Here is a 21,941-nt window from a genome sequence, read left to right on the forward strand (position 1 = left end):
ATGAGTAGTATGGCATCAAAAATCAGCGACAACATCTATCTTAAGTCACGCCCGCAGTAGCAGAAGACTATGATCGATAAAAATGTAGTGGCATTGTGGGAATTTAGTCACTGCAAATTCTACAAGTTTATTACTAAAACATCCAGTTTTCTTGAATCTATCTGAACTGTCACAACCTCTTCTTCTAGGTCTTCAAATCTTGCGAACTTTGGGTATATTACGAAACGCCACTCCTTTTCGTAACTAAAATTTGACATTTTGCGAAATTCTATAGGTTTTTTCGAGTTGAAGCGTCGATGTATGTCTACATACTCAACTTCGCCAAATAATACCTCGTGGTCAGGCAGCAAGTTCTTGCAAGTATCTTTAACTAGTTCAACATATCGGTCCGCATTTTTAATGACAACGCAGCAGTCACTCTCAAAGAGCGGAAAAAACTTTAGAGAAAAGTCAACTGAAAAGCAAGAAACATAATAGTCGCCCGCCGCATTAGCAGAGATTCGATCGCCACTAATAGGAAGGCTCGATCCGTCAGGCATGATAACCCTCAATCCCTTGACTTGGTGCTGGATTTTAAGCTCATTATCTCTAATGGCTATATTGTATCCTTCTTTGTTGTAGGACTTCGCGCTTTTCATTCGAATCCGGCCATCGACAATATCTTTTGCATGCTTGCTCTGAGTAAATTTAAATAGGCATTTGGCGCCTTTGAGCTCGTTTATTTTCTTTGAAATAATTGTCATTCTAGACTTGGTGATTATATTGGCGTAGCGCTCCAGTTCCTCGCTGAGCCATGGTTTTTTACACCAGTCTCGAATTTCCATCTCAGCCAAAAGATCAACAAATGATATTCCATGTTCATTATTAGGGACCTTGAATGATGGTCTCCCGTCGGCCTGGATTGTAACAATATTCGCAACAAGGCCATGAAGTCTATGCTTAATGGCTTTTTCTGGTACGTTTTCAAGATAGCGTGTTTCACGGTATAGATGGCTTAAAAAGGAAACCATATCTTGGTCCAAGACACACAGTGACTTGCTCTCCCAGTTGTAACTAATCACCAATGCACCTCTCAAATCACTGTTTTCTATATTGCCTTCGAAACTTAGTGTTGTTGCTGAACGTCATCGAAAAGAAGCGATTGCCGCCTTTTCTGGCATGTCTGCTTTGGATCGAAACCGCCACCATATTTCTCTGACTATCTCCTTCACCCCACCAACTCCACCTTACCCCAATCCCCGCCCACCGAATCGAGCAACTTCTTCAACGCTGGGCTTTTGTAGGTGAAGTGCGGGTCGTCCCAGCGCTGGCGCACGCTTCGGTGCACGCAGGGCTCCAGCGTGCGTTGCTGTGAGCGGCGCATCACGCGGTAGAACCCTTTGTATTCGTTGTGCTGAATGCCGGTATGGCGCGGGTTGAGGGCGCTGTGGAAGTGCGGTTCGAGGGCGAGCCCGCAGCTTTCGGCTTCGCTGGCCATCCACTTACCGGCGAAGTCGCCGAGTTCGCGCTTCTCGTAGCCGCCGCCGATATCGGTGTGCACGCCGGCGAACCATACCTGTTTCAGGTCGATGCCGGGCTTGGGCGTCCACAGGGTGGGCTCGAAGTCCTGGCGGTTCTCGTCGATGGAAACGGCGTGGCGGGCGTGGCGAATGATGCTGCTGGGGGCGGTGTCGTGGAACAGGTAGCGGGAGGTGCCCAAGGTGCCGAGAAACGGGGCGGGTATGCCCAGCGAGCCAACGGTGTCCCACACGCCGATGAATTCGATCTCTGTCTTGTCCGCTACGGCATGCTTGCGGCGAAAGTCCGTGGCCTTGCGCTCGGCGGGGGCGGAGCTCTTGGGGCGTTGACGATAGAGCTCGTAGGCCTCGTTGACTCTCTCGGCGCACTCGCGCCGGAGCAGGCCGCAGTTGCGGATCAACCCCGCCAGGGAGCGAACGGTGTAGGCGCCGCGGCTGAAGCCGAACAGGAAGAGCTGATCGCCGGGCTCGTAGTTGTGCACGACGAAGCGATAGCAATCCATGATGTTCTTGTCGATGCCGGCGCCGGTTGCGCCACCGCGAATGCGGTCGCCTTCAGTGCCCACCCCCTGGTCGTAATAGACGATCTGCTTGGTGCCGGCCTGACAATCAGGAGCGACGCCGCGCGCCAGACGCAGCACGTGCGTGGGGTTATCGCTCTCGGGACATTGCCAGGTGCCATCGGCGCAGACGACGATGCGCTTCATCTCGCTCCCTCCCTGCGTGTCTCTTACAAACGTAATCATGATGTTTCAGTCTCGCTACGCGAATTGACCGAAAACTGACCTGAGTCTTAGGAATTGACGTTATGGCTTACGCAGGTGTGGCAAAAGGCTTACAACGAAGGGTGAGGGGCTTTTCTCTCAGCGGCACCGTGCATACATGAAGCAGTCCCGGGGTTCAGCTCCCAGGTTGGGGTGCACCACGTAGCGCTCGAGGCGGCCTTCTTGCTGAAAGCCGCACTTTTCCAGCAGGCGGGCAGAAGCCAGGTTATCCACATCGCAGGTGGCCTGAACGCGATATGTCTCGGGCAGAGCCAGACAGAGCTCGGTCAGTGTCGTGAGTGCTTCTGGCATAAGGCCGCGTTGCCAATAGCGACGTGCCAGTACATAGCCCACCTCGACAATATGTCCCCTTGGCCGGGCATCCAGCATGCCGATAGGTTCGTGCTCTTCACGCTGCAAGGTCAGGACGTAGGGGAAGTGAGTGCGCGCTTGCCAGCCCTTTATGCATGCATCGACGAATTGCTGCGTTTCGGCGAGAGCCTGGTGTGGACGCCAGATCAGGTAGCGGGTGACTTCCGCATCGGACGTGTACGTCTGATACAGGAGCGGCCCATCGGTAGGGCGGGGTTTCCGCAGGACAAGCCGCTCCGTTTCGATACGTGAGGGAAGCATGGTGTGGCCTTGATTGCCGGGCGTCTCACTCATCATATGAGATATTCGAGCGCGGTGCGTCGGGTGCCTGTTCGTCCAGCGATTGCCGGTACTCGATACAGCCTTTGATGAACTCCGGCCATTCGGGCACCACGGGAACCGGGTCGGTCTTGTCGGGCAGTAAGGCCCACAGGGCCGGATGGTGCCAGCACAGGTCGTGTCCGCTGCAGTCCCGGTGTTCGCGGATGCCTTGGCGGAGCCGTTTGGCTTCGTCGAGCAGCTCCTCGCGGGTCATTCGTTCGAGATCTTCGTCCATGGGAGACTCCGTATAGTTGCCGGTGGTTGTCACTCCAGTTCGGCGAGTCTGGCCCTTACCAGGTCCTTCAGCAGCGCTTCGTCGACCTCCCAATCGACAGGTATCTGAAAGCAGTTCTTGAAGACGACGTAGCCATCCAGTCGTGGCTTGAACGCTTCGATGATATGCGGGCTCCACGCCGAGAAGGTGAGATGGTTCTTGTGAGCGTCGATGCCAGCGACGTACTGGCCATCGCGGTGAATGGTCGGCACGTTCCAGGCGATCTTCGATTCGAGCTCCGGAAACTGGACGAGTATGAAGTCAACGATAGCCTTAAGCGTACTGGCTTTCGTGGCGTCAAGAGAGGCCAGGTAGTCTTCTACCGAGCTGAACTTTGGGTAGGGCATGATATCCGGCTCCTCACGTGACGGCCTGGTGGCATCGGTTGGGTGCACGCTGCAGTATTGGCGCAGTATTGTTTAGCGGGCTGGGGTGCGCAATTTTGCGGGCTCATTCGTTGGCAGCCCACCGCCTTGCCAGGGCGATGGGCTGCCGGGTGATGCCGTGGTTATGCGGCCGGCTGTGGAATCCGGGCGATCACCTTGATTTCGAAGTCGAAGCCCGCCAGCCAGTTGACGCCGACGGCGGTCCAGTTGGGGTAGGGCGGTTCGCCGATTGCCTTGGTGCGAACCCTGTCGATCGCTTCCCACTGAGCAGCGGGATCGGTGTGGAAGGTGGTGACGTCGACGACATCATCGAAGGTGCAGCCGGCGGCTGCGAGAACGGCCGAGAGGTTGTCGAAGGCGAGCTGGACCTGGCTTTCGAAATCCGGCTCGGGGGAGCCGTCCTCGCGGCTGCCGACCTGGCCTGAGACGAACAGGAAGTCGCCAGAGCGGATTGCCGCCGAGTAGCGGTTGATCTCATAAAGTGCCTGCCTTCCGGCAGGGAAGACTGCATCACGTTTGGCCATCGTTCTACTCCGGTTCTGAAATCGGTGGTTGGTGCTGCCAAGCCGGGCTTTCCTTAACCCGGTCGGCATTGATATACGGGCCGTATGTGAATTATGCTGGGCGCATACGCGGCGTATGTCAATACACATACGCTGCGTATGCGAAATTTTAAGAGTGAGCGTGAGGAGCAGGCGTGGCGACGAAACGTGCGCAGAAGATGGAGGAAACCCGGGCCAAGCTCATTCGGGCCGCCCGAGAGGCCTTCGCGAGCAAGGGCTATGCAGCGGCCTCGATGGATGAGCTTACTGCCGAAGCCGGGCTGACCCGCGGGGCGCTGTATCATAACTTCGGCGGCAAGCAGGGCCTGATGCAGGCGGTGGTCGATCAGATCGACCAGGAGATGGTAGAGCGCATGCTGGTCGCTCAGGCCCGCGCGGCAAGCCGTTGGGAAGGGTTGCTCGAAGAGGGCGTGGCCTATATCGAGATGGCGCTGGAGCCGGAGGTTCAGCGCATCATGCTGTTGGATGGTCCGGCGGTGCTTGGCGATCCCTCGCAATGGCCCAACCAGAACGCCTGCCTGCTACGTACCACGCAGACCATTCAGGCCCTGATCGATGAAGGAACGGTCAAGCCGGTGGATGCGGAAGCCGCCGCGCGCCTGATCAATGGCGCGGCACTCAACGCTGCCCTGTGGATCGCCGCTGCCGATGAGCCGCACGCCGTACTGCCGAAAGCCGTGGAGGCGTTCCGGCAGCTCGCAACGGGTTTGCTGCAAACCGAGGGGTGAGGCCACAAGACGAGCCAGACAGGCCGATGCCTGGCTGGGGCGGTTCACTTACTCATGCTGCAAGACGTTGATGAGCTTGCCGAAGGGGTCGCGAACGTAGAACCGTCGCACGCCCCAGGGCTCGCTGACAGGGCCGTACTCGATGGGCACGCTCGCTTTCTCGAAGCGGGCCAGCGCCGCTTCGATATCGTCGACTTCGATGGAGAGATCGGGCACGGGAGTGCCGGAGCCGCCTTCGATGCCGAAGCTCACCTGCACCGTCATCTTGGCGTCCGAGCCGTAGGTGCGGAACCAGCCGTGGTCCATGAGCAGGTCGAGGCCCAGGATGTCGCCGTAAAATGCCGCTGCCTTGTCGAGCTCCTCTGTCGCCGTGTTGGCCATTATGCGTTTCACTTTCATGATCGCCTCAGGGTGGTTTGTTGTGTGTTGTGAGTGCTATGCATCCGGCTGCGAAAGGCTTAAACATAGTCGCTTCACCATCGTGCTGCCTGTTCTATCCTTTTCTTCGGCCCGTACTGTTCGGGCACCTTTCCACCCCCGAGGAGCTTTCGTGATGAGGAGCTTTCCATGAGCGGCACTCTCTATCGCCTTGCGGCCTTTACCGATGACCCGAGCGGCGGCAACCCCGCCGGGGTGTGGCTGGGTGATGCACTGCCCGAACCGGCGGAGATGCAGCGTATCGCCGCCGAGGTGGGCTATTCCGAAACTGCTTTCATTGCCCCGGCCGAGGGGGAGCGGCGCACGGTGCGCTACTACAGCCCCGAAGCGGAGGTGAGCTTTTGCGGCCATGCCACGGTGGCCGGCGGTGTGCAGATGGGCCGGCTGAGCGGGGCGGGTAGCTACATGCTGGATACGGCGGTGGGTGAGGTGATGGTCACGGTCAACCAGGTGGAAGGGGAGTGGCAGGCCTCGCTGGTGTCGGTGACGCCGGAGTTTCGCCCCGCCGAGCCCGAGCTGGTCGAGGAGGTGCGCGAGCTGCTTGGCTGGCAGGCCGAGGAGCTCGATCTCGAGATACCCCCCGCGCGAGCCTACGCCGGCGCCTGGCACCTGGTGCTGGCATGCAAGGAGCGGGCACGCCTCGAACGGCTCGAGTACGACTTCGAACGGCTCAAGGCGCTGATGCTGCGTGAGGGCCTGACCACGCTGCAACTGGTGTGGCGCGAGGCCGAGGAGCGTTTCCACGCCCGCGACCCGTTCCCGGTGGGCGGCGTGGTTGAAGACCCCGCCACCGGAGCGGCGGCCGCGGCGCTGGGCGGCTACCTGCGCGATGCCGGTCTGCTTCAGGTGCCCGCTCAGCTGATCATCGTCCAGGGCGTGACGATGGGCCGCCCCAGCCGTCTGCAGGTGGACATCCCCCTGTCAGGCGGCATCGTGGTGACCGGGCAGGCGGTGAGCCTGGAAGGCTGAGCCGGGCCCGATCATTAACGGTCGCTCACGGCCTGAGCACCCAGTAGTCGTTCTGGATGTCGTGGGGCAGCTGGTGGACCTCGATGCCGCCGAAGCCGGCCTTGCCGAAGTATTCCCGCGCCTTCTCCCGGCCCCACATGGTTCCCAGCCCCTCGCCGCCCTGGGCGAGGGAGACACTCATGCAGTGCATGATCGATAGGGTATAGAGCAGCGTGCCCATCGGGTGGTCGCGGTCGCCGTGGTGGTGGCTCGATGAGTGGATGTCCTGGGCCAGGTAGAGGCCGCCCTGGCGCAGGGTGCGACGAACACCCTTGAGCAGATTCAGCGGGTGAGCCTGGTCGTGAATGGCATCGAAGGTCGTGACCAGGTCGTAGCGCTGGGCCGGCGCCGTGAGGTCGAAGTCGCTGAGGTCGCGCTGCTCGAAGCGCAGGTTGCCGAGCCCCCGCCGTGCGGCACGCTCTGCCGCCCAGCCGATGGCCACCCGGGAGAGGTCGTAGCCGGTAAAGCGACTGGCGGGGAAGCGTTCGGCGAGTTTCATCAGCGCCAGCCCACGACCGCAGCCGAGATCGAGCACGTCGATGCCCTGCTCCAGCCTAGCCGGGAGTTCCGGCGCCAGGGGAAGAATGGCGTCGAACAGCACGGGCAGCACGGTCTGGCCGCTGTCCTCGGCCATGACTTCGTGGAAGCGGGCATAGCGGGTGTAGGGCACGCCGCCGCCGTGATGAAAGCATTCCAGCACGTCGTCCTCCACCTGGCCCATCAAGGGCAGGTACTGGGCGTAGACGGCGAGATTGGCTTCGCCACTGTCAGTCAGCAGCGCGGCGTGCTCGGGCGGCAGCCGATAGGTCAGGGTCTGCGGATCGTGCTCGACCAGGGCAGCGACCGTGGCGCCGCCCAGCCACTCGCGCACGTAGCGCTCATTGAGCTTGGTCTTGGCGGCAAGCTCTCGACTGGTGACCGGCTCGCCGTCGGCCAGATGGGCGAGCAGGCCGCTGCGATGGGCCAGCGAGATCAGCTGCAGCATGGCGGCTTCGTTGAGCGCGGTGACGAAGCGGCTCTCGAAGCCGGCGACGAGGGAGGCGTCGATAGCGGCTTGTGCTTGTGCTTGTGCTTGGGCTTGGGCTGTCATGGGGTGTCTCCTGAGTTGTTGTTAGTGATTCGTTAGGGCTTCGTTGGTGCTGCGGAGATTCCATTGTGGCGCTCACGGTTGGGTTACACTGAAGTCCCTACGGACAAAAACCGGCGGTTTCCGCCATGTCGATGCACAAACCCACCATCGCGTTGCTGGCGATCCCCGAAGTGGCGGCTTCCACCCTCTACGGCGTTTTCGATGTCTTTGCCTCGGCGGGACGCGACTGGCCCGCTCTGATCGAGGGCAAGACCGGTGAGTCGCTGTTCGTGCCGCAGGTGGTCGCTCGCACCGGCAAGCGTGAATTGACCATCGCCAATGGCGTGCGCATCGTTCCCGACGCCGGCCTGGACTGGGTACCCGACGTGGTGTGTATCCCCGAGATCATGCTGCCGCCTGAAGCGGTGCTCGAAGGTCGCTATGTCGAGGAGGTCGCGTGGCTCAAGCGCTGCCACGCAAATGGCACCATCCTGGCGACCGCTTGCTCGGGCGCCCTGCTGCTGGCGGAGTCGGGGCTGCTGCGGGGCGAGGACGCCACCACGCACTGGGCCTACTGCGACGTGCTGGGTCGCTATCCGGACGTGCGGGTGCATCCACATCGCGCCCTGGTGATCGGCGGCACCGGCAGCCGCCTGGTCATGGCAGGGGGCGGTACCTCCTGGAGCGACCTGGCGCTCTATCTCGTCGCCCGCCTGGCGAGCGTCGATGAGGCGATGCACCTCGCCAAGCTGTTCCTGATCGATTGGCATGCCGCCGGCCAGCTTCCCTTTGCCATGCTCGCCCGCACCCGCCAGGCCGAGGATGCCGTTATCGCCCGCTGTCAGACCTGGGTGGCCGAACACTACGACGAGCCCTCGCCGGTGGCCTCGTTGATCGAGGTTTCCGGGCTGAGCGAGCGCAGCTTTCACCGCCGTTTCAGGAAGGCCACCGGCCTGACGCCGATGGAATACGTGCACACCCTGCGCCTGGAAGAGGCCAAGCAGATGCTGGAGACCGAGACCATGCCCGTGGATGCCATCGCCGAGGCGGTCGGCTACGAGGATGGCGCCTTCTTCGGCCGGCTGTTTCGACGCAAGGTGGGGCTGACGCCGGCCCAGTACCGGCGTCGCTTTGGCGGGCTGCGCAAGGCGCTGTCGGGGTGATGGGGAACGGTAAGTCGCTCAACTGGGCCGCTCAGCTGGGCTGATAGCTCCCGACATCGGCAGCAAAGCTGATCGCCAGGCGGTTCCAGGCGTTGATGGTGCAGATCGCCAGAGTGAGGTCGGCCATTCCCTTCTCCGAGAAGTGCTCGCGGGTGGCCTCGTACAGGGCCGTGTCGATGCCGTTTCCGGCGATCAGGGTATTGGCCTCGGCCCAGGCCAGGGCGGCGCACTCGCGCGGCGTGTAGAAGGGAGTTTCGCGCCAGGCGCTCAGGGCGTACAGCCGCTGCTCGGTTTCACCGGCCTTGCGCGCGTCCTTGGTGTGCATGTCGATGCAGTAGGCGCAGCCGTTGATCTGCGAGACGCGGGTGTAGACGAGCGTCAGCAGACCTTCGCCAAGCTCACCCACTTTCGCTGCCTGGTGAACGTGGTTCTGCAGGTCGAGCATGGCCTTGAGGCCGGCGGGGCTGGCAGAGAAGTAGTTCATGCGCATGAGTGGGGCTCCGAGAGAGTTGGAAGCCCCACCCTAGCGCGGCGGTTATCGCCTCGATTGTAGATTTTCGACCTCAGTGCAGCTTCATGCGCGGGCGGATGAAGCGGTTGAGCCCGTCCGAGAGCAGGATCAGCGCCGTCTTGACCGTGCCGTGGATGGCGCGCTGGTGCATGCGATAGAGCGAGGCGTAGAAGAACTTGGCCAGGCGCCCCTCGATGAACAGGCTGCGTGCCGAGGCACCGCGCATCAGGCTGCCGATGGCCTCGAAGTGGGCCAGCGAGATCAGCGAGCCGCGGTCGCGGTAGCGGAACGGCTTCAGCGTGCCGTTCTCGAGCCGGGCGAGCAGGTTCTTGTAGAGTCGCTGGGCCTGCTGGTGGGCGGCCTGGGCCCGGGGCGGTACCACGCTGCCGTCCGGCTGGGGGCAACTGGCGCAGTCGCCGAGCACGAAGATGTTGGGGTCGTCGACGCTCTGCAGGGTCGGCTCCACCTGAATACGCTGGTTGCGGTCCAGGGTCAGACCCAGTTCACACAGTACGTTGGGTGCCTTGATGCCGGCGGCCCACACGTTGAGGTCCGTTTCGATACGCTCTTCGTCAGCGGTGACGATGGCGTTCTCTTCCACGCAGACCACTCGAGTACCGGTATGTACCTTCACGCCGAGGCGTTCCAGCTCGGTGCGCACGGCGCTGCGAATGCGTTCTGGCAGGGCCGGCAGCACGTCGGGTGCCGCTTCGATCAGATGGACCTCCAGTTGGCGGCTGTCCATCTCGGTGAAGCCGTAGCTGTGCAGCATGCGCGAGGCGTCGTAGAGCTCCGCTGCCAGCTCCACGCCGGTGGCGCCGGCGCCGACGATGCCCACCGTGAGGTGCGGATGCTCTCGCCGCTCGGGGTCGCTGTAACGCAGGAAGGTGTTGAGCATGTCCCGGCGGAAGGCCTCGGCCTGAGCCGGGCTGTCGAGAAAGTGGCAATGATCGGCGACGCCGGGGGTGCCGAAGTCGTTGCTCACGCTGCCCAGCGCCAGCACCAGCAGGTCGTAGTCGAGGCTGCGTGCCGGCAACACTTCCTCGCCGTGTTCGTCGAGCACCGGGGCCAGGCGGAGCTGGCGGGCGTCGCGGTCGAGCCCTTCGAGGGTGCCGCGCTGGAAGCGATAGCCGTTGAGCTGGGCATGGCTCTGATAGGAGATTTCGTCGATGCTGGAATCGAGCGCACCGGTGGCGACCTCGTGCAGCAGCGGCTTCCAGATATGGGTGGGGTTGCGGTCGATCAGCGTGATCTCCGCCTTGCCGCGCCGTCCCAGGCGGCGGCCGAGACGGGTGACCAGCTCCAGCCCGCCGGCGCCACCGCCGACCACCAGGATTCGTCTTCCTTCCATGTAAGGCTCCGTTAAGATGAATGGGTAATTGAGAAATGGGTGCTTCTACTGTACCGCTGGGAGCTGAAACTCGTTGTACTTTTTTAGAGTTGGCTGCTCTGTGACTAACCTGCCCTGGTGACACCCCCTTCGCTGAAAGGCCCCAACATGAGCAACACGTTCCAACCGCACCCGCCAGGTGGTACCGGCCTTGTGCTGCAGCGCTTCACGCCCAGTGCCGCGCTGCGTCCCTATGTGCAGTGCTACTGGCAGGCTCGGGGGCAGTCACAGGGGCAGTCACAGGGGCAGTCACAGGGGCAAGGGGGTAGCGAGCCGGCAGGCAGAGAACTGGCAGACAGACCGGCAGACAGAGAACTGCTGCATCCGGATGGTGCCGCGGGGCTGCTGTTCAACTTCGGCGGCGCGCTGGAGCGCGACGGCAATCGACTGCGCGGTACCTGCTGGATAGACGGGCCCAAGCGGCGCACGGCGCGCCTGACGGTGGGGAGCCAGCTCGAGCTGCTGGGCGTGCGCTTTCTGCCGGGCATGGCATTGCCGTTCCTGGGCGAATCCCTGGCGGTCTTGGCCGGTGGGGGGCTGACGCCGGGCGAGGCCCTGCGCCGGCTCGAACTCGAGGCGCTGCACGAGCGGCTGCTCGAGACGCCCGATCCGGCGGGGCGCATTGCGCTGCTGGAGGGCTATCTGCTCCAGCGGCTGCGGCGGCACGCCGCGCCACAGGTGCCGGCCCTGACGGCATCACTCGACTGGCTCGAGCGCCACCAAGGCCAGGCCAGTGTCGCCACGCTGGTGGCTGAGCTGCCCTTCGGCCAGCGCCACCTGGAGCGTCTGTTTCAGCGCCATGTGGGGCTCTCGCCCAAGCGCTATGCCCGGCTGCTGCGCGTCGCCCGTAGCCGCGAGCTGATCAAGCAGGGCGGGGCGACGATCTCACTGACCGATACCGCCTTCGCCGCCGGCTACTTCGACCAGGCCCACTTCATCCATGACTTCAAGGCCGTGACCGGCTTTACGCCGGGAGGCTATCGCGACCATGTGCGGCGGCGCTATGGGCCGGTGCAATCCAGCGCCGTTTAGGTGCCATTCCGCTGTGGCTCTTGACTGAATCTCGCAGTTGACTTGCTTGCCTAAAGCAACTAATTATTTGCTTTAGGCAAGCAAAGAGAGAGTCTCCCATGAGCGCAGAACAAGACCTACACGAGCGAGCCGGGACCGTACGCAGCTTCAATCGTTTCTACACGCGGCAGATTGGGGTCTTGCACGAGCACCTTCTGGAGAGCCAGTTCTCGCTGACGGAAGTCCGCATCCTGTACGAGCTGGCGCATCGGCCGATGCTCACCAGCGCCGATATCTGCCGCGAGCTTGGCCTCAACGCAGGCTATGTGAGCCGGGTGCTGAAGGGCTTCGAAAAGCAGGGGCTCATTACCAAGACTCCCTCGCCCACCGACAGACGGGCGGCGCAACTGCAGCTGACGGATCAGGGGCTGGCGACGTTCCGGCCGCTGGACGAGGCTTCGCAACGCGAGGTCGTCGGCATGCTGAAGCAGCTCACGGAGCCGGAGCAGCATCAGTTGATCGAAGCGATGAGCCAGATCAGGCGGTTGCTCGGAGAAGCCGGCCTGAGCTATCTGCTGCGCGATCCACAGCCGGGCGACATGGGCTGGATCGTACACCGGCAGGCGGTGCTCTATGCGCAGGAGTACGGCTGGAACGAAGAGTACGAAGCGTTAATCGCGGAGATCGTTGCCAAGTACCTGCGCAATTTCGACCCGCGCTGGGAGCGGTGCTGGATCGCCGAAAAGGATGGCGTCGTCGTTGGGTCGGTGTTCGTTGTCCGCGAAGACGACGCGACCGCAAAACTGCGGCTGCTCTACGTCGACCCCTCTGCCCGCGGGCATGGTATCGGCAGCCGCTTGGTGGATGAGTGCCTCAGGTTCGCCCGCCAGGTCGGCTACCGGAAAATGATGCTGTGGACCAACAGCGTACTGACCGATGCGCGCCGGCTCTATAAAAAAGCCGGATTCGAACTGGTGGAGGAGGAGCCCCATCACAGCTTCGGCAAGGATCTGGTAGGCCAGGTTTGGAGTCGTGAACTCCAGTCAGAATAACAACGACGAACGCGAGGTAGATATGAGCGACACCCGTGTGCTTTCCCAACGTGCCATTACGGCTACCGAAGCGATCTTGCAGAAATATGGAGTGGATGGCGAGAAGGCCGGATCCGGTTTCGTAGCCGGTGTACTCGAAACTCTGGCAGCCAATGAGTTACTGACTTTCGGGTTTTCGGATCCGCTGCAGACCGGACCGCAGCCAGGTGACATGGAAAAGGCCTGCACGGTCATTCGTCTGCTCGCCGAGCGCTCAGGAACGCTGGCCACCATCTACATGGTGGCTGGCTTGCTCGGGCCGCTATGTCTTTCTTATGCCGGAACGGTTGCGCAAAAAAAGGCTTTGCTGCCGCGCGTTGCCGCAGGCGAGTTGCAGCTCGCTTTTGCTCTCACCGAGCCGGGAGCAGGGTCGGATGCGGCCGGCATCAAGACTCAGGCCACACGATGGGACGATCACTATGTGGTGCATGGAGAGAAAATCTATATCACCGGGGCGGCGACCGCCGACCTGATACTGACGGTTGCCCGAACCACCGAGGGTGGCGCCAAATCCTACGGTATTCTGCTGGTACCTGGGAGCGCGGAGGGGCTGAGTGTAGAGCCGTTGAGCAAGCTTTCGGGTAATGGCTATCCCTCGTGTTGTGTCATGTTCGAGGAAGTCCTCGTGTCGGAAAGCGGAGTGCTCGGCGGGGAGGCGGGGGTAAACTCGGCATGGCCTCAGCTACGCAAGACGGGAACTCTCGAGCGCTTGATCGTCGCTGCCATGGCATGCGGGTTTGCCGATGCGGCGACGAATCGTGCCATGCAATTCGTTCAGGAGCGCCATCAGTTCGGCCGACCGTTACGCGATTTTCAGGCCATTCAACATACCGTCGTCGAGATGTGCACCCTCGCCAGCGGCATGCGGCTCTTTCTTGAGGAGGCCATTCGTCAGCACGCAGAGTGCCAGGACGCAACGCAGGCCATCTCCATGGCCAAGTATTTCTGCTCCGATCAGCTGCAAAAGGTCGTCGAGATGGCGGCACGGGTCATGGGCGGGCGCGCCTATTTCGACTTCGAGCCCGTATCGCGACTTTATCGCGAAGCCCCGTTCTGCCTCTATGCGGGAGGCACCATCGAGGTTCAGAAAATGCTCATAGCCCGGTCGCTGGGCATCTAGCTTGGCTGCCCGGCGCGGGAATGCTTTGGCCCGGCACGGACGCGCTTTGGCGATGGCCGAATGCCGAACAGCAGGGCGTAGAGCACCGGCACCGCGACCAGGGTAAGCAGCGTGGCGAAGGCTAGCCCGCCCATGATCGTCGCCGCCATGCTGGCGAAGAAGGCGTCGCCGAGCAGGGGCAGCATGCCGAGGATGGTGGTGCCGGCAGCCAGTACCACCGGCCGCAGGCGGCTGACGCTGGCTTCCACCACGGCCGGGCCGCCGGGCTTGCCCTCGCGGATCTGGGCGTCGATCTCGTCGAGCAGCACGATACCGTTCTTCATCAGCATGCCGGAGAGGCTGAGCAGCCCGAGCAGCGCCGTGAAGGTGAACGGCATGCCGCTGGCCAGAAGCCCGATCACTACGCCGCAGATCGACATGGGTACCACCAGCCACAGGATCAGCGGCTGGCGCCATTTGCCGAACAACAGCACGCTGATCACCAGCATGGCGAGAAAACCCAACGGTAGCTGGGCGCGCAGCGAGGCCCGCGAACGGCCGGAGGCTTCGTACTCGCCGCCCCACTCCAAGCGATAACCGAGGGGCAGGGGAAGCGCTTCGATGGGTCCGCGAATGCGTGAAAGGCCCTCGCTGGCGGTAACGCCACTCACCGTACTGGCTTGAACCGTCAAGGTGCGCATGCGGTCGCGGCGGCGGATGACACTCTCTTCGCTGGTGGTGTCGAAACGCTCGATGATCTGCCGTAGCGGGATGGGTACGTTGCCATTGTTGCTTTCCAGCTGCCTCTCGTGCAGGCGCGTCACGTCCAGGCGCTCGTGCTGGGGTGGGCGCAGCACGATGGGAAGCAGGCGATCGTTTTCTCGATAGAGGGCGGCCTGAATACCGGTGGTGGCGAACTGCAGCGCGCGCATGGTCGCGTCGCGCTGAACGCCCGCCATGCGAGCGCGCTCCTCGTCGAATACCGGCTCGAGCACCAGTTCGCGCTGGCGCCAGTCGTCGACGATGTCGGTCAACAGAGCGTCGCGTTCCATGATCGCCTTGGCCTGGTCGCCCAGGTAGCGCAGCATGACCGGATCGGGCCCTGAGAAGCGTGCTTCGATACTGACGACGTTGGGCCCGAACATGAGGCGCTCGATCCTGGCCTGCGCATCGGGGTGATGTGCGTCTAGCCGCTGCCGCAGCCGAGCTGCCAGCGGTTCTATCTGGTCGCGTTCGGCCGTGCGGATCATGAACAGGCCGTAGCTGGAACTGGGCCGTTCCGGTGTATAGGTGAGCACGAAGCGACTGGCGCCGCGCCCCACGAACTGCGTTACCGAGAGCACTTCCGGCTGGGCGCGAAGAAAATCGTCGAGACCCTGCATGTGACGGTCCGTCGCGCGAATGTCGGTGCCTTGGGGCAGCTGATAGTGCAGGAAGAAGATGGGCGTATTCGAGGCGGGGAAGAAGGCCTGCTTGACGAAACCGAAGGCGAAGATGCAGCCGGCGGTGAACAGAATGAGGCTCAGTAGCGTAAGCAGGCGCCAGCGCAGCACGCCCTCGAGCAGCCGGCGATAGCCTCGATAGAGCCTGCCCGTATAGGGCGTCTTGGCCTCGTGCGCCGTTCTCAGCAGATAGTGCCCCAGCAGGGGCGTGACGGTGATGGCCAGTACCCAGCTCAGCAGCAGCGAAACGGCGATCACCGCGAACAGGGAAAAGAGCAGGTCACCGGTGGTGTCGGGCGAGAGGCCGATGCCGGCAAACGCCATGATGCCGATGACCGTGGCGCCGAGCAGCGGTATCTGGGTGCGTTTGGCGGCGGTGTTGGCGGCGTCGCGGGCATTGGCTCCCCGCTGCATGCCGATCAGCATGCCTTCGGTCACTACGATGGCGTTGTCGACCAGCATGCCCATGGCGATGATCAGCGCGCCCAGCGAGATGCGCTCCATCTCGAGGCCGAGCACGCGCATGAACAGCAGCGTACCGAGTACCGTCAGCAGCAGGGTGGCGCCGACCACCAGGCCGGCCCGCCAGCCCATGAACAGACACAGCACGCCGATGACGATCGCCACGGCCAACGCCAGGCTGATGAGAAAGCTGCCGATGGCATCGTCGACCACCCGGTGCTGCTCGTAGATCGGATGGAGCTCGACGCCTAGCGGTATTCGCTCCTGTAGCTCGTGCAGCCGGGCCTCCACTGCCTGCCCAACCTCGACGATGTTGACGTCAGCCACTCCGGCCACGGCAAGCGTGAAGGCGGGCATCCCATTGAAGCGAATCAGATGATCGGGCAGCTCCGTTGCGCTACGCCGGATCGTGGCGATATCGCCCAGGCGGATCTGCTCAGTAGTGCCGGGGCGACCGATGCGCAGCTCCACCAACTGAGCGGGGCTCGCCAACTGTTGGGAGAAGGCGATGCGCAGGCGGCGCTCATCCAGGGTGATGGCACCGCTCTCGGCAATGGCGCTGGCGGCACGCAGGGTTTCGATCACCTGCTCCAGCGGTACGCCGAGACTGGCCATACGCTCGCTGTCGAGATCCACGTACAAGGCCTCGCTGCGCTCGCCGGCGGTAGTGACCTTGGCGACGCCGCTCACCGTCAGCAGCTCCCGACGCAGGAACCTCGACAGGTCGCGAATTTCCGCATCGCTCAGTTCCGGCGCGGTGATTGCGTAGTAGATACCGTAGACGTCGCCGAAGTCGTCGTTGACCTGGGAAGGGCCGGCGCCCGGGGGCAGGCTGGCCTGGGCATCGCCGATCTTGCGTCGTAGCTCGTCCCAGAGCTGCGGCATGTTGCGGCTGGGATAGGCGCGCTTGATCTCGACCTCGACCTCGGAGATGCCAGGGCGCGAGCGCGAGCGCACGTAGTCGACGGCCGGCAGTTGCTGGACGGCCGATTCCAGCCTCTCGGTGACTTCCTGCTCGACCTGTTCGGCATTCGCGCCGGGGTAGGGCGTGGTGATGATAGCGGTCTTGAGGGTGAACGAGGGATCTTCCAGCCGGCCCAGGGTCAGCATTGCCCACAGGCCCCCCAACAGGCAGGCCAGAATGATCAGCCAGGTCTGGACGGGGCGGTCGATGGCGGTGCGGGCGATGTCCATGAACGTGTCCTAGTCGAGGCGCGCTTGGGGCCTGACCTGCATGCCGTCGCGCAGCAGGTGGGTAGCGGAAGTGACGATCGGCTCGCCTTCCGCCAGTCCGTCGAGCACCGTCACACGGTCAGGCAGTGCAGCACCGAGGGTGACGGGGCTCGACGTTACCGTTTGCGACTCGGGATCGAACCTCCAGATGCGCATCTCGCCGTCGTTGCCGGGGTCCAGCGCTGAAATCGGCACCGTGACACCGGATGGCTCTGAGTCGAGCCGAGTGACGACGAGGCTCGCGGTCATGCCGGGCAACAGCTCGAGCGAGTCTGGACGAGGCATGGCTACGCTGACCGGATAGCTTTGCCCTACCGGGTCGGCTTGGGGGCGGTGCTCCCGATAGCGGACCGGGAAGCGCCGTTCTGGAGCAGCCTCGAAGATGGCCTCCATTCGGTACGTATCGGGATGCTCGAGGATGGCGCTGAGCCGCTCGGGCACATGAAAGCGCAGGCGAAGCTCGCTCATGTCCTGCACCCGCAATATCGGCGTGTTCGCGGCTACGGTGGCGAAGGGCTCGGCCAGCCTGCGGGTCACCAGAGCGTCGAAGGGGGCTTCGAGACGGGCGTAGGCGAGCTGTCGGCGAGCCTGCTCGAGCGCCACGGTCTGGGTATGAAATTCGGCCTCTGCCTGCTCGAAACTCGCCGTCGAGGCGGCGTTCTGGGTATGCAGCCGGCGCAGGCGCTCGTACTCCCGCCGGGCCTGCTCATGCCGCGTCTCCACCTGGCGCAGCGCCAGTTCGAAGTCGGTGGTATCAAGCATCGCCAAGGTTTCGCCGCGTGGTACGAAGGCGCCTTCACGTGGGCCCTGCTCGAGGAGTTGGCCGCCCACCTGGAAGGCCAGATCGACAGTGCTGGCGGCTTCCAGGCGAGCAACGAAGCGGTGGCTCGGCGCCGGGAGCGACATGGCGTTTTCCACCCGCACCGGGCGTATCACCTCCTCGCTGTCGGTGCTGGCGCCGCCCTCGGTGCAGGCGGTAAGGCCCAGCGCGAGCGACAGGAAGAGCAGCATCCGTGGCCATCTGGACAGTGTGCGTGCGAGTGGAAGCGACATCGGGAGCATTTTGTTAACGCCGTTAATAGAGCCGGCTTGAATATATTGTTAACGCTGTTAATATGTCAAGCGACAAATGACACGAAGCGAGAATTCGCGTGACGGAAAACGACAGCGCGCCGAAGCGTAGGCGACGGAAGAAGGAGAAGCTGAGCGTACGGCAGATAGCCGAGGCGGCGCTGTCACTGGTGAACCGGGATGGCCTGGATGGACTGACGATGCGAGCCTTGGCCGATGCCATGGACGTGCAGGCGCCGGTGATCTACCGCCACGTGGCCGACAAGCGGCAATTGCTCGATGAGATGGCCGATGCCATCGTGGCCGCCGTTCCGCTGGGCGGGCTCGATGACGAGGATGCCTATGTCAATCTGGCCGAGTTCGTCCGGCGCCTGCGGCGTACCTTGCTGAGGTATCGTGACGGTGCGCGTATCGTCGGTGGCAGCTACTCCGCCAAGCACAGCACCTTGCGCGGCGCCGAAACGCTGATGGAGCTGCTGGTGAAAGCCGGACTCGACCGTGACCGGGCGCTTTGGGCGATGACCACGCTGCTCTCTTTCATTCTCGGCGAAACGCTGGAGCAGCAGGGGCTGCCCGACGAACCCGGCGAGGCCACGGCGACCATTACCGCTTCCCTCGGCGAGGTGCTGGCAAGTCCTGACTTTAGCCATCTCGATACGGAACTGATGGCGCGACGCTTCTTCGATTTCGACGGTCGCTTCGAATTCGGCCTATCCCTGATGCTGGCAGGAGTGCGTGAGCAGGCCGCCGGCACGGGGCGTGAGAGAACCGATCACGCTTGACGCCTCGATCATCGAGGTATAGGTTTCTCCCATGACCAAAGCGAAATCCGAAGCGGCCGCCGGCCGCCGGATCCCCGACTACAGCGATCCTTCCTACTGGCGCGGCACGATCAAGATGTCGCTGTCGAAGTTCTTCGTGCTCAGCGTGCTGCACCGCAAGCCGATGCATGGCTACGAGGTTGTGCAGGCGGTGGAGAAGAGCACCAACGGCTGCTGCAGTCCTTCGGAGGGCACGGTCTATCCGGTACTTAACGAGTTCGAGGCGGGGGGCTACCTCTCGTCCACGAACGAGGTGGTGCAGGGGCGCTCGCGCAAGGTCTACGCATTGACGGAGAAGGGGCGGGATGCTTTTCAGGTGGCGGTGGATGCCTGGCTGGAGGCCACGGAGTGCATCGTCGAGAGCCGCCGTATGGCTGCTGGGGCAGTGAAACGGGAGGAGCGGGAAGGATGAGTGCGGCGCGTTTTTTCAGGTCCCAATACCTCGATGATCGAGGTAGACGATGAGCTCGCGCACCGGTGTGGTCTTCGCCCTGGGCGTTTCCCAGACGCTTGCCTGGGGCTCGACCTACTATTTGCCGGCCATCCTGGCCGTGCCCATGGCGCAAGACCTCGGCCTTACCACGGGTACGGTATTCGCGGCGTTCTCCTCGGCATTGGTGGTGTCGGCCGTGCTGGGGCCGGCGGTAGGTCGGCGCATCGACAGATTTGGCGGACGCGACGTGCTGGCTGCCTCGAGCCTGGTATTCGCCCTGGGTCTGGTGCTGCTGGGTCTGGCGGATGGGCCCGTGCTGCTATGGGCAGGTTGGCTGGTGATCGGTGTCGGCATGGGCATGGGACTGTACGAATCGGCCTTCTCGACCCTGGCCGGGCTCTATGGCCGCGAGGCGCGCGGCGCCATTACCGGTATTACGCTACTGGCGGGCTTTGCCAGCACGGTGTGCTGGCCGATCACCGGCTGGCTCAACGCCGAATTCGGCTGGCAGAATGCCTGCTTTACCTGGGCGGCGGTACACCTGCTGCTGGGTTTGCCGCTCAACCGGCTGTTGATTCCATTCGGTATCCAGCCGCCCGCGCTTCACGCCGAGACGGCAGTTGCCGAGGCGAATTCGACCTGGCTGCCCATGGCGCTGCTGGCTTTCGTCTTTGCCGTCACCTGGTTCGTTAGCACGGCCATGGCGGCGCACCTGCCGTGGCTGCTGCAGATCGCCGGCCTCTCGCCCGCCGCCGCCATTGCCGCCGCGGCGCTGGTGGGGCCGGCCCAAGTGGCGGCGCGAATGCTCGAGTTCTCGCTGCTGCAGCGCTTTCATCCGCTGTTCTCGGCCAAGCTGGCGGTGGTGGCGCATCCCATTGGTGCGCTCGGCGTGATGACGCTGGGGGCACCGTTGGCCACGCTGTTCGTGCTCCTGCACGGCGCCGGCAACGGCATTCTCACCATCGCCAAGGGCACGCTGCCGCTGGCCATTTTCGGCCCCCACGACTATGGCCTGCGCCAGGGCGTGCTGATGGTGCCGGCACGCTTCGGCCAGGCGCTGGCGCCGCTGGCCTTCGCCCTGTTGATCGAGCGCTTCGGCACCCAGGCGCTGCTGTTCTCCTCGGCCCTGGGGCTCGCCGCTCTGGTGGCGCTGCTCGTTCTGCAAACCCACGCCATGAAGGAGGCGACATGAGGCTTCGCACGCTGAACGACCCCGATGTTCTACCGGCCCTCGACGAGCGCTTCGCTCTTCGGCAGCCCGGTCAGGGCTTGCCCGATCCGCTGGGCCATCCGCCGCGCATCCTGCTGCTCTACGGTTCGTTGCGCGAACGCTCCTATTCGCGCCTGGCGGTGGAAGAGGCTGCGCGGCTGCTGCGCTATTTCGGCGCCGAGACGCGGATCTTCGATCCGTCCGATCTGCCGCTGCCGGACCAGGTGCCGGGCGATGATCACCCGGCAGTGCGGGAGCTGCGCGAGCTGGCGCTGTGGTCCGAAGGGCAGGTGTGGTGCAGTCCCGAGCGCCACGGACAGATCACCGGCGTGATGAAGGCGCAGATCGACCATCTGCCGCTGAGCATGGGGGCGGTGCGGCCCACCCAGGGGCGCACACTGGCAGTGATGCAGGTCAGCGGCGGTTCGCAGTCGTTCAATGCGGTGAATACCCTGCGCCTTCTCGGCCGTTGGATGCGCATGTTCACCATCCCCAACCAGTCCAGTGTGCCCAAGGCGTACCAGGAGTTCGACGAGGCCGGGCGCATGCGACCCTCGCCGCTCTACGACCGCATCGCTGACGTGATGGAAGAACTGGTGCGCTTCACCGTGCTGCTGCGGCCCCACAATGAGACGCTGGTGGACCGCTACTCGGAGCGCCGCGAGGCGGCCGGTGCCAAAGCCGACCCGGTGACCGACAAAGCAGCGGTCGGCCAGGCCTCATAGCGGTGAAACGCAGAACGGGGCGCGAAGCGCCCCGGTGTTCGGCCATCGAGGGGTGCCCTCAGGCCGGCTGCAGCTGGCGCTTGGCCGTAACTTCACTGTGCAATTGCTCGACCAGCCGGTCGACGCGCTCCAGGGCGCTTTGGGTCGAGGCGGCCAGTGCCTCGCCGCCTTCCTCCTGGTGCTCGATGGCGATGCTGTGAAAGCCGCCGATGCCGATGAACTGCAGGGCGGTGCGCGCGCCAGGCTCCATATGGTTGAGCTCGCCCAAACGTCCCCCGGGGTCGAAGCCGTGATCGCCGCGGGAGGAGAGCAGCACCGCGTGGCGCGGCCGGTCGGCCATTAGCGGAATGTAGTGCGTCAGCGGCAGGTAAGGGTGGTCACCATATTGCGGGTCGTAATCGACGGTGCGGCCCAGGCGGACGATATTGTCGATCCAGGCCTTGAACGCGGCCGGCGGGCCGAAGTTGTACATCGGTACGCCGAGCACCAGGATGTCGGCTTGCTCGACCTCGCTGGCCAGCGTGTCGCTCTCGGCAAGCACTGACTGCATGGATTCGCTGCGATTTTCGGCGGGCGTGAAGGCGGCCTCGATCCACTCGACGCTGGTCAAAGGAGGCGGATTGGCGCCGATATCCCGATAGACGATCTCGGCATCCGGCTCCAGAGTGCGCCAGCGGGAAACGAAGTGGTGGGTCAGCCGGCGGGTGTGGGAGCCGTGGTCGTGGGTGCCGGCACGGCCGGGGCGTGGGCTGGCATCGAGATGGAGTAGACGTGTCATGGGATTTCTCCTTTAATTGGACATAGGTCCTTTTGGGTGAATCTGTTTCAGGCGTGTTTGA

At 63.2% G+C, this 21,941-nt stretch carries 23 protein-coding genes; 10 read left to right on the forward strand and 13 right to left on the reverse strand.

All coding sequences use genetic code 11. The annotated features are described in order from the left end of the window. Positions 1-119: 119 nt before the first annotated feature. The 6 genes from HOP59_RS01830 to HOP59_RS01855 form a co-directional block, all read right to left on the reverse strand. Entirely contained in the window at positions 120-1,061 is a 942-nt protein-coding gene (locus tag HOP59_RS01830; RefSeq protein WP_234252593.1) for a hypothetical protein, read from the reverse strand. Positions 1,062-1,207: 146 nt separating this feature from the next. Further along, positions 1,208-2,224: a DUF2235 domain-containing protein gene (locus HOP59_RS01835; protein ID WP_234252594.1), complete on the reverse strand. Its 1,017-nt coding sequence runs from the start codon at positions 2,222-2,224 to the stop codon at positions 1,208-1,210. A gap of 156 nt (positions 2,225-2,380) precedes the next feature. Beyond that, the gene (locus HOP59_RS01840) at positions 2,381-2,950 is read right to left on the reverse strand and encodes a GNAT family N-acetyltransferase (protein ID WP_234252595.1); all 570 of its coding nucleotides are present in this window, start codon (positions 2,948-2,950) and stop codon (positions 2,381-2,383) included. After that, positions 2,940-3,209 (reverse strand): hypothetical protein, encoded by a 270-nt coding sequence (locus HOP59_RS01845; RefSeq protein ID WP_234252596.1) that lies wholly within the window; start codon positions 3,207-3,209, stop codon positions 2,940-2,942. The genes HOP59_RS01840 and HOP59_RS01845 overlap by 11 nt, the downstream gene beginning before the upstream one ends. Before the next feature lie 29 nt (positions 3,210-3,238). After that, complete coding sequence (locus HOP59_RS01850; RefSeq protein WP_234252597.1) at positions 3,239-3,595, reverse strand: iron chaperone; 357 nt, start codon at positions 3,593-3,595, stop codon at positions 3,239-3,241. A gap of 161 nt (positions 3,596-3,756) precedes the next feature. Beyond that, positions 3,757-4,158, reverse strand: a complete 402-nt coding sequence (locus HOP59_RS01855) for a RidA family protein (protein ID WP_234252598.1) — start codon at positions 4,156-4,158, stop codon at positions 3,757-3,759. 173 nt (positions 4,159-4,331) lie between these two features. Here HOP59_RS01855 and HOP59_RS01860 point away from each other — a divergent pair, with 173 nt between their 5' ends. Further along, positions 4,332-4,925, forward strand: a complete 594-nt coding sequence (locus HOP59_RS01860) for a TetR/AcrR family transcriptional regulator (RefSeq protein ID WP_234252599.1) — start codon at positions 4,332-4,334, stop codon at positions 4,923-4,925. 48 nt (positions 4,926-4,973) lie between these two features. Here the strand turns inward: HOP59_RS01860 and HOP59_RS01865 are convergent, their stop codons facing one another. Further along, positions 4,974-5,324: a VOC family protein gene (locus HOP59_RS01865; protein ID WP_234252600.1), complete on the reverse strand. Its 351-nt coding sequence runs from the start codon at positions 5,322-5,324 to the stop codon at positions 4,974-4,976. A gap of 168 nt (positions 5,325-5,492) precedes the next feature. On the opposite strand from HOP59_RS01865, the gene HOP59_RS01870 reads away from it, so the two are divergent. Then, a complete protein-coding gene (locus tag HOP59_RS01870) occupies positions 5,493-6,332 on the forward strand; it encodes a PhzF family phenazine biosynthesis protein (protein WP_234252601.1) in 840 nt (279 codons plus the stop codon). Between the two features lie 25 nt (positions 6,333-6,357). On the opposite strand, the gene HOP59_RS01875 is transcribed toward HOP59_RS01870, so the two are convergent. After that, a complete protein-coding gene (locus HOP59_RS01875; protein ID WP_234252602.1) occupies positions 6,358-7,461 on the reverse strand; it encodes a class I SAM-dependent methyltransferase in 1,104 nt (367 codons plus the stop codon). 125 nt (positions 7,462-7,586) lie between these two features. Between HOP59_RS01875 and HOP59_RS01880 the strand changes: the two genes are divergently transcribed. After that, positions 7,587-8,603: a GlxA family transcriptional regulator gene (locus HOP59_RS01880; protein ID WP_234252603.1), complete on the forward strand. Its 1,017-nt coding sequence runs from the start codon at positions 7,587-7,589 to the stop codon at positions 8,601-8,603. Between the two features lie 31 nt (positions 8,604-8,634). Here the strand turns inward: HOP59_RS01880 and HOP59_RS01885 are convergent, their stop codons facing one another. Both HOP59_RS01885 and HOP59_RS01890 read right to left on the reverse strand, forming a co-directional pair. Continuing rightward, the gene (locus HOP59_RS01885; RefSeq protein ID WP_234252604.1) at positions 8,635-9,093 is read right to left on the reverse strand and encodes a carboxymuconolactone decarboxylase family protein; all 459 of its coding nucleotides are present in this window, start codon (positions 9,091-9,093) and stop codon (positions 8,635-8,637) included. Positions 9,094-9,166: 73 nt separating this feature from the next. Next, positions 9,167-10,465 (reverse strand): NAD(P)/FAD-dependent oxidoreductase, encoded by a 1,299-nt coding sequence (locus tag HOP59_RS01890; RefSeq protein ID WP_234252605.1) that lies wholly within the window; start codon positions 10,463-10,465, stop codon positions 9,167-9,169. Between the two features lie 147 nt (positions 10,466-10,612). Here HOP59_RS01890 and HOP59_RS01895 point away from each other — a divergent pair, with 147 nt between their 5' ends. From HOP59_RS01895 to HOP59_RS01905, 3 genes are all read left to right on the forward strand, one after another. Next, positions 10,613-11,536: a helix-turn-helix transcriptional regulator gene (locus HOP59_RS01895; protein WP_234252606.1), complete on the forward strand. Its 924-nt coding sequence runs from the start codon at positions 10,613-10,615 to the stop codon at positions 11,534-11,536. 98 nt (positions 11,537-11,634) lie between these two features. Continuing rightward, positions 11,635-12,567 (forward strand): bifunctional helix-turn-helix transcriptional regulator/GNAT family N-acetyltransferase, encoded by a 933-nt coding sequence (locus HOP59_RS01900; RefSeq protein WP_234252607.1) that lies wholly within the window; start codon positions 11,635-11,637, stop codon positions 12,565-12,567. Between the two features lie 22 nt (positions 12,568-12,589). Next, positions 12,590-13,726: an acyl-CoA dehydrogenase family protein gene (locus HOP59_RS01905; protein ID WP_234252608.1), complete on the forward strand. Its 1,137-nt coding sequence runs from the start codon at positions 12,590-12,592 to the stop codon at positions 13,724-13,726. On the opposite strand, the gene HOP59_RS01910 is transcribed toward HOP59_RS01905, so the two are convergent. Next, positions 13,723-16,803 (reverse strand): efflux RND transporter permease subunit, encoded by a 3,081-nt coding sequence (locus HOP59_RS01910; protein WP_234252609.1) that lies wholly within the window; start codon positions 16,801-16,803, stop codon positions 13,723-13,725. The two genes, HOP59_RS01905 and HOP59_RS01910, sit on opposite strands and share 4 nt — an antisense overlap. A gap of 9 nt (positions 16,804-16,812) precedes the next feature. Continuing rightward, positions 16,813-17,853 carry an efflux RND transporter periplasmic adaptor subunit gene (locus tag HOP59_RS01915; protein WP_234252610.1) on the reverse strand — a complete coding sequence of 347 codons (1,041 nt, stop codon included), beginning with the start codon at positions 17,851-17,853 and terminating at the stop codon, positions 16,813-16,815. Positions 17,854-17,993: 140 nt separating this feature from the next. Between HOP59_RS01915 and HOP59_RS01920 the strand changes: the two genes are divergently transcribed. From HOP59_RS01920 to arsH, 4 genes are read left to right on the forward strand one after another with little or no spacing between them, the layout of a single operon-like run. Further along, a complete protein-coding gene (locus HOP59_RS01920; protein WP_234252611.1) occupies positions 17,994-18,695 on the forward strand; it encodes a TetR/AcrR family transcriptional regulator C-terminal domain-containing protein in 702 nt (233 codons plus the stop codon). A 31-nt stretch (positions 18,696-18,726) separates the two neighbouring features. After that, positions 18,727-19,146 carry a PadR family transcriptional regulator gene (locus HOP59_RS01925; RefSeq protein ID WP_234252612.1) on the forward strand — a complete coding sequence of 140 codons (420 nt, stop codon included), beginning with the start codon at positions 18,727-18,729 and terminating at the stop codon, positions 19,144-19,146. Between the two features lie 49 nt (positions 19,147-19,195). Further along, positions 19,196-20,359: an MFS transporter gene (locus HOP59_RS01930; RefSeq protein WP_234252613.1), complete on the forward strand. Its 1,164-nt coding sequence runs from the start codon at positions 19,196-19,198 to the stop codon at positions 20,357-20,359. Beyond that, positions 20,356-21,102, forward strand: a complete 747-nt coding sequence (gene arsH, locus HOP59_RS01935; protein WP_234252614.1) for an arsenical resistance protein ArsH — start codon at positions 20,356-20,358, stop codon at positions 21,100-21,102. The genes HOP59_RS01930 and arsH overlap by 4 nt, the downstream gene beginning before the upstream one ends. A gap of 58 nt (positions 21,103-21,160) precedes the next feature. Here arsH and HOP59_RS01940 read toward each other — a convergent pair whose 3' ends face one another. After that, positions 21,161-21,880 (reverse strand): FMN-dependent NADH-azoreductase, encoded by a 720-nt coding sequence (locus HOP59_RS01940; RefSeq protein ID WP_234252615.1) that lies wholly within the window; start codon positions 21,878-21,880, stop codon positions 21,161-21,163. Positions 21,881-21,941 lie beyond the last annotated feature (61 nt).

It is taken from the genome of Billgrantia aerodenitrificans, from assembly GCF_021404405.1.
Lineage (GTDB): Bacteria > Pseudomonadota > Gammaproteobacteria > Pseudomonadales > Halomonadaceae > Halomonas > Halomonas aerodenitrificans.

What these genes read in the sequence shown, in the direction of transcription:
- HOP59_RS01835 (WP_234252594.1), bottom strand. Translation starts at nt 2,224, where the DNA reads ATGAAGCGCATCGTCGTCTGCGCCGATGGCACCTGGCAATGTCCCGAG.
- HOP59_RS01840 (WP_234252595.1), bottom strand. Translation starts at nt 2,950, where the DNA reads ATGATGAGTGAGACGCCCGGCAATCAAGGCCACACCATGCTTCCCTCA.
- HOP59_RS01845 (WP_234252596.1), bottom strand. Translation starts at nt 3,209, where the DNA reads ATGGACGAAGATCTCGAACGAATGACCCGCGAGGAGCTGCTCGACGAA.
- HOP59_RS01850 (WP_234252597.1), bottom strand. Translation starts at nt 3,595, where the DNA reads ATGCCCTACCCAAAGTTCAGCTCGGTAGAAGACTACCTGGCCTCTCTT.
- HOP59_RS01855 (WP_234252598.1), bottom strand. Translation starts at nt 4,158, where the DNA reads ATGGCCAAACGTGATGCAGTCTTCCCTGCCGGAAGGCAGGCACTTTAT.
- HOP59_RS01865 (WP_234252600.1), bottom strand. Translation starts at nt 5,324, where the DNA reads ATGAAAGTGAAACGCATAATGGCCAACACGGCGACAGAGGAGCTCGAC.
- HOP59_RS01870 (WP_234252601.1), top strand. Translation starts at nt 5,493, where the DNA reads ATGAGCGGCACTCTCTATCGCCTTGCGGCCTTTACCGATGACCCGAGC.
- HOP59_RS01875 (WP_234252602.1), bottom strand. Translation starts at nt 7,461, where the DNA reads ATGACAGCCCAAGCCCAAGCACAAGCACAAGCACAAGCCGCTATCGAC.
- HOP59_RS01880 (WP_234252603.1), top strand. Translation starts at nt 7,587, where the DNA reads ATGTCGATGCACAAACCCACCATCGCGTTGCTGGCGATCCCCGAAGTG.
- HOP59_RS01885 (WP_234252604.1), bottom strand. Translation starts at nt 9,093, where the DNA reads ATGCGCATGAACTACTTCTCTGCCAGCCCCGCCGGCCTCAAGGCCATG.
- HOP59_RS01890 (WP_234252605.1), bottom strand. Translation starts at nt 10,465, where the DNA reads ATGGAAGGAAGACGAATCCTGGTGGTCGGCGGTGGCGCCGGCGGGCTG.
- HOP59_RS01895 (WP_234252606.1), top strand. Translation starts at nt 10,613, where the DNA reads ATGAGCAACACGTTCCAACCGCACCCGCCAGGTGGTACCGGCCTTGTG.
- HOP59_RS01900 (WP_234252607.1), top strand. Translation starts at nt 11,635, where the DNA reads ATGAGCGCAGAACAAGACCTACACGAGCGAGCCGGGACCGTACGCAGC.
- HOP59_RS01905 (WP_234252608.1), top strand. Translation starts at nt 12,590, where the DNA reads ATGAGCGACACCCGTGTGCTTTCCCAACGTGCCATTACGGCTACCGAA.
- HOP59_RS01910 (WP_234252609.1), bottom strand. Translation starts at nt 16,803, where the DNA reads ATGGACATCGCCCGCACCGCCATCGACCGCCCCGTCCAGACCTGGCTG.
- HOP59_RS01915 (WP_234252610.1), bottom strand. Translation starts at nt 17,853, where the DNA reads ATGCTGCTCTTCCTGTCGCTCGCGCTGGGCCTTACCGCCTGCACCGAG.
- HOP59_RS01925 (WP_234252612.1), top strand. Translation starts at nt 18,727, where the DNA reads ATGACCAAAGCGAAATCCGAAGCGGCCGCCGGCCGCCGGATCCCCGAC.
- HOP59_RS01930 (WP_234252613.1), top strand. Translation starts at nt 19,196, where the DNA reads ATGAGCTCGCGCACCGGTGTGGTCTTCGCCCTGGGCGTTTCCCAGACG.
- arsH (WP_234252614.1), top strand. Translation starts at nt 20,356, where the DNA reads ATGAGGCTTCGCACGCTGAACGACCCCGATGTTCTACCGGCCCTCGAC.
- HOP59_RS01940 (WP_234252615.1), bottom strand. Translation starts at nt 21,880, where the DNA reads ATGACACGTCTACTCCATCTCGATGCCAGCCCACGCCCCGGCCGTGCC.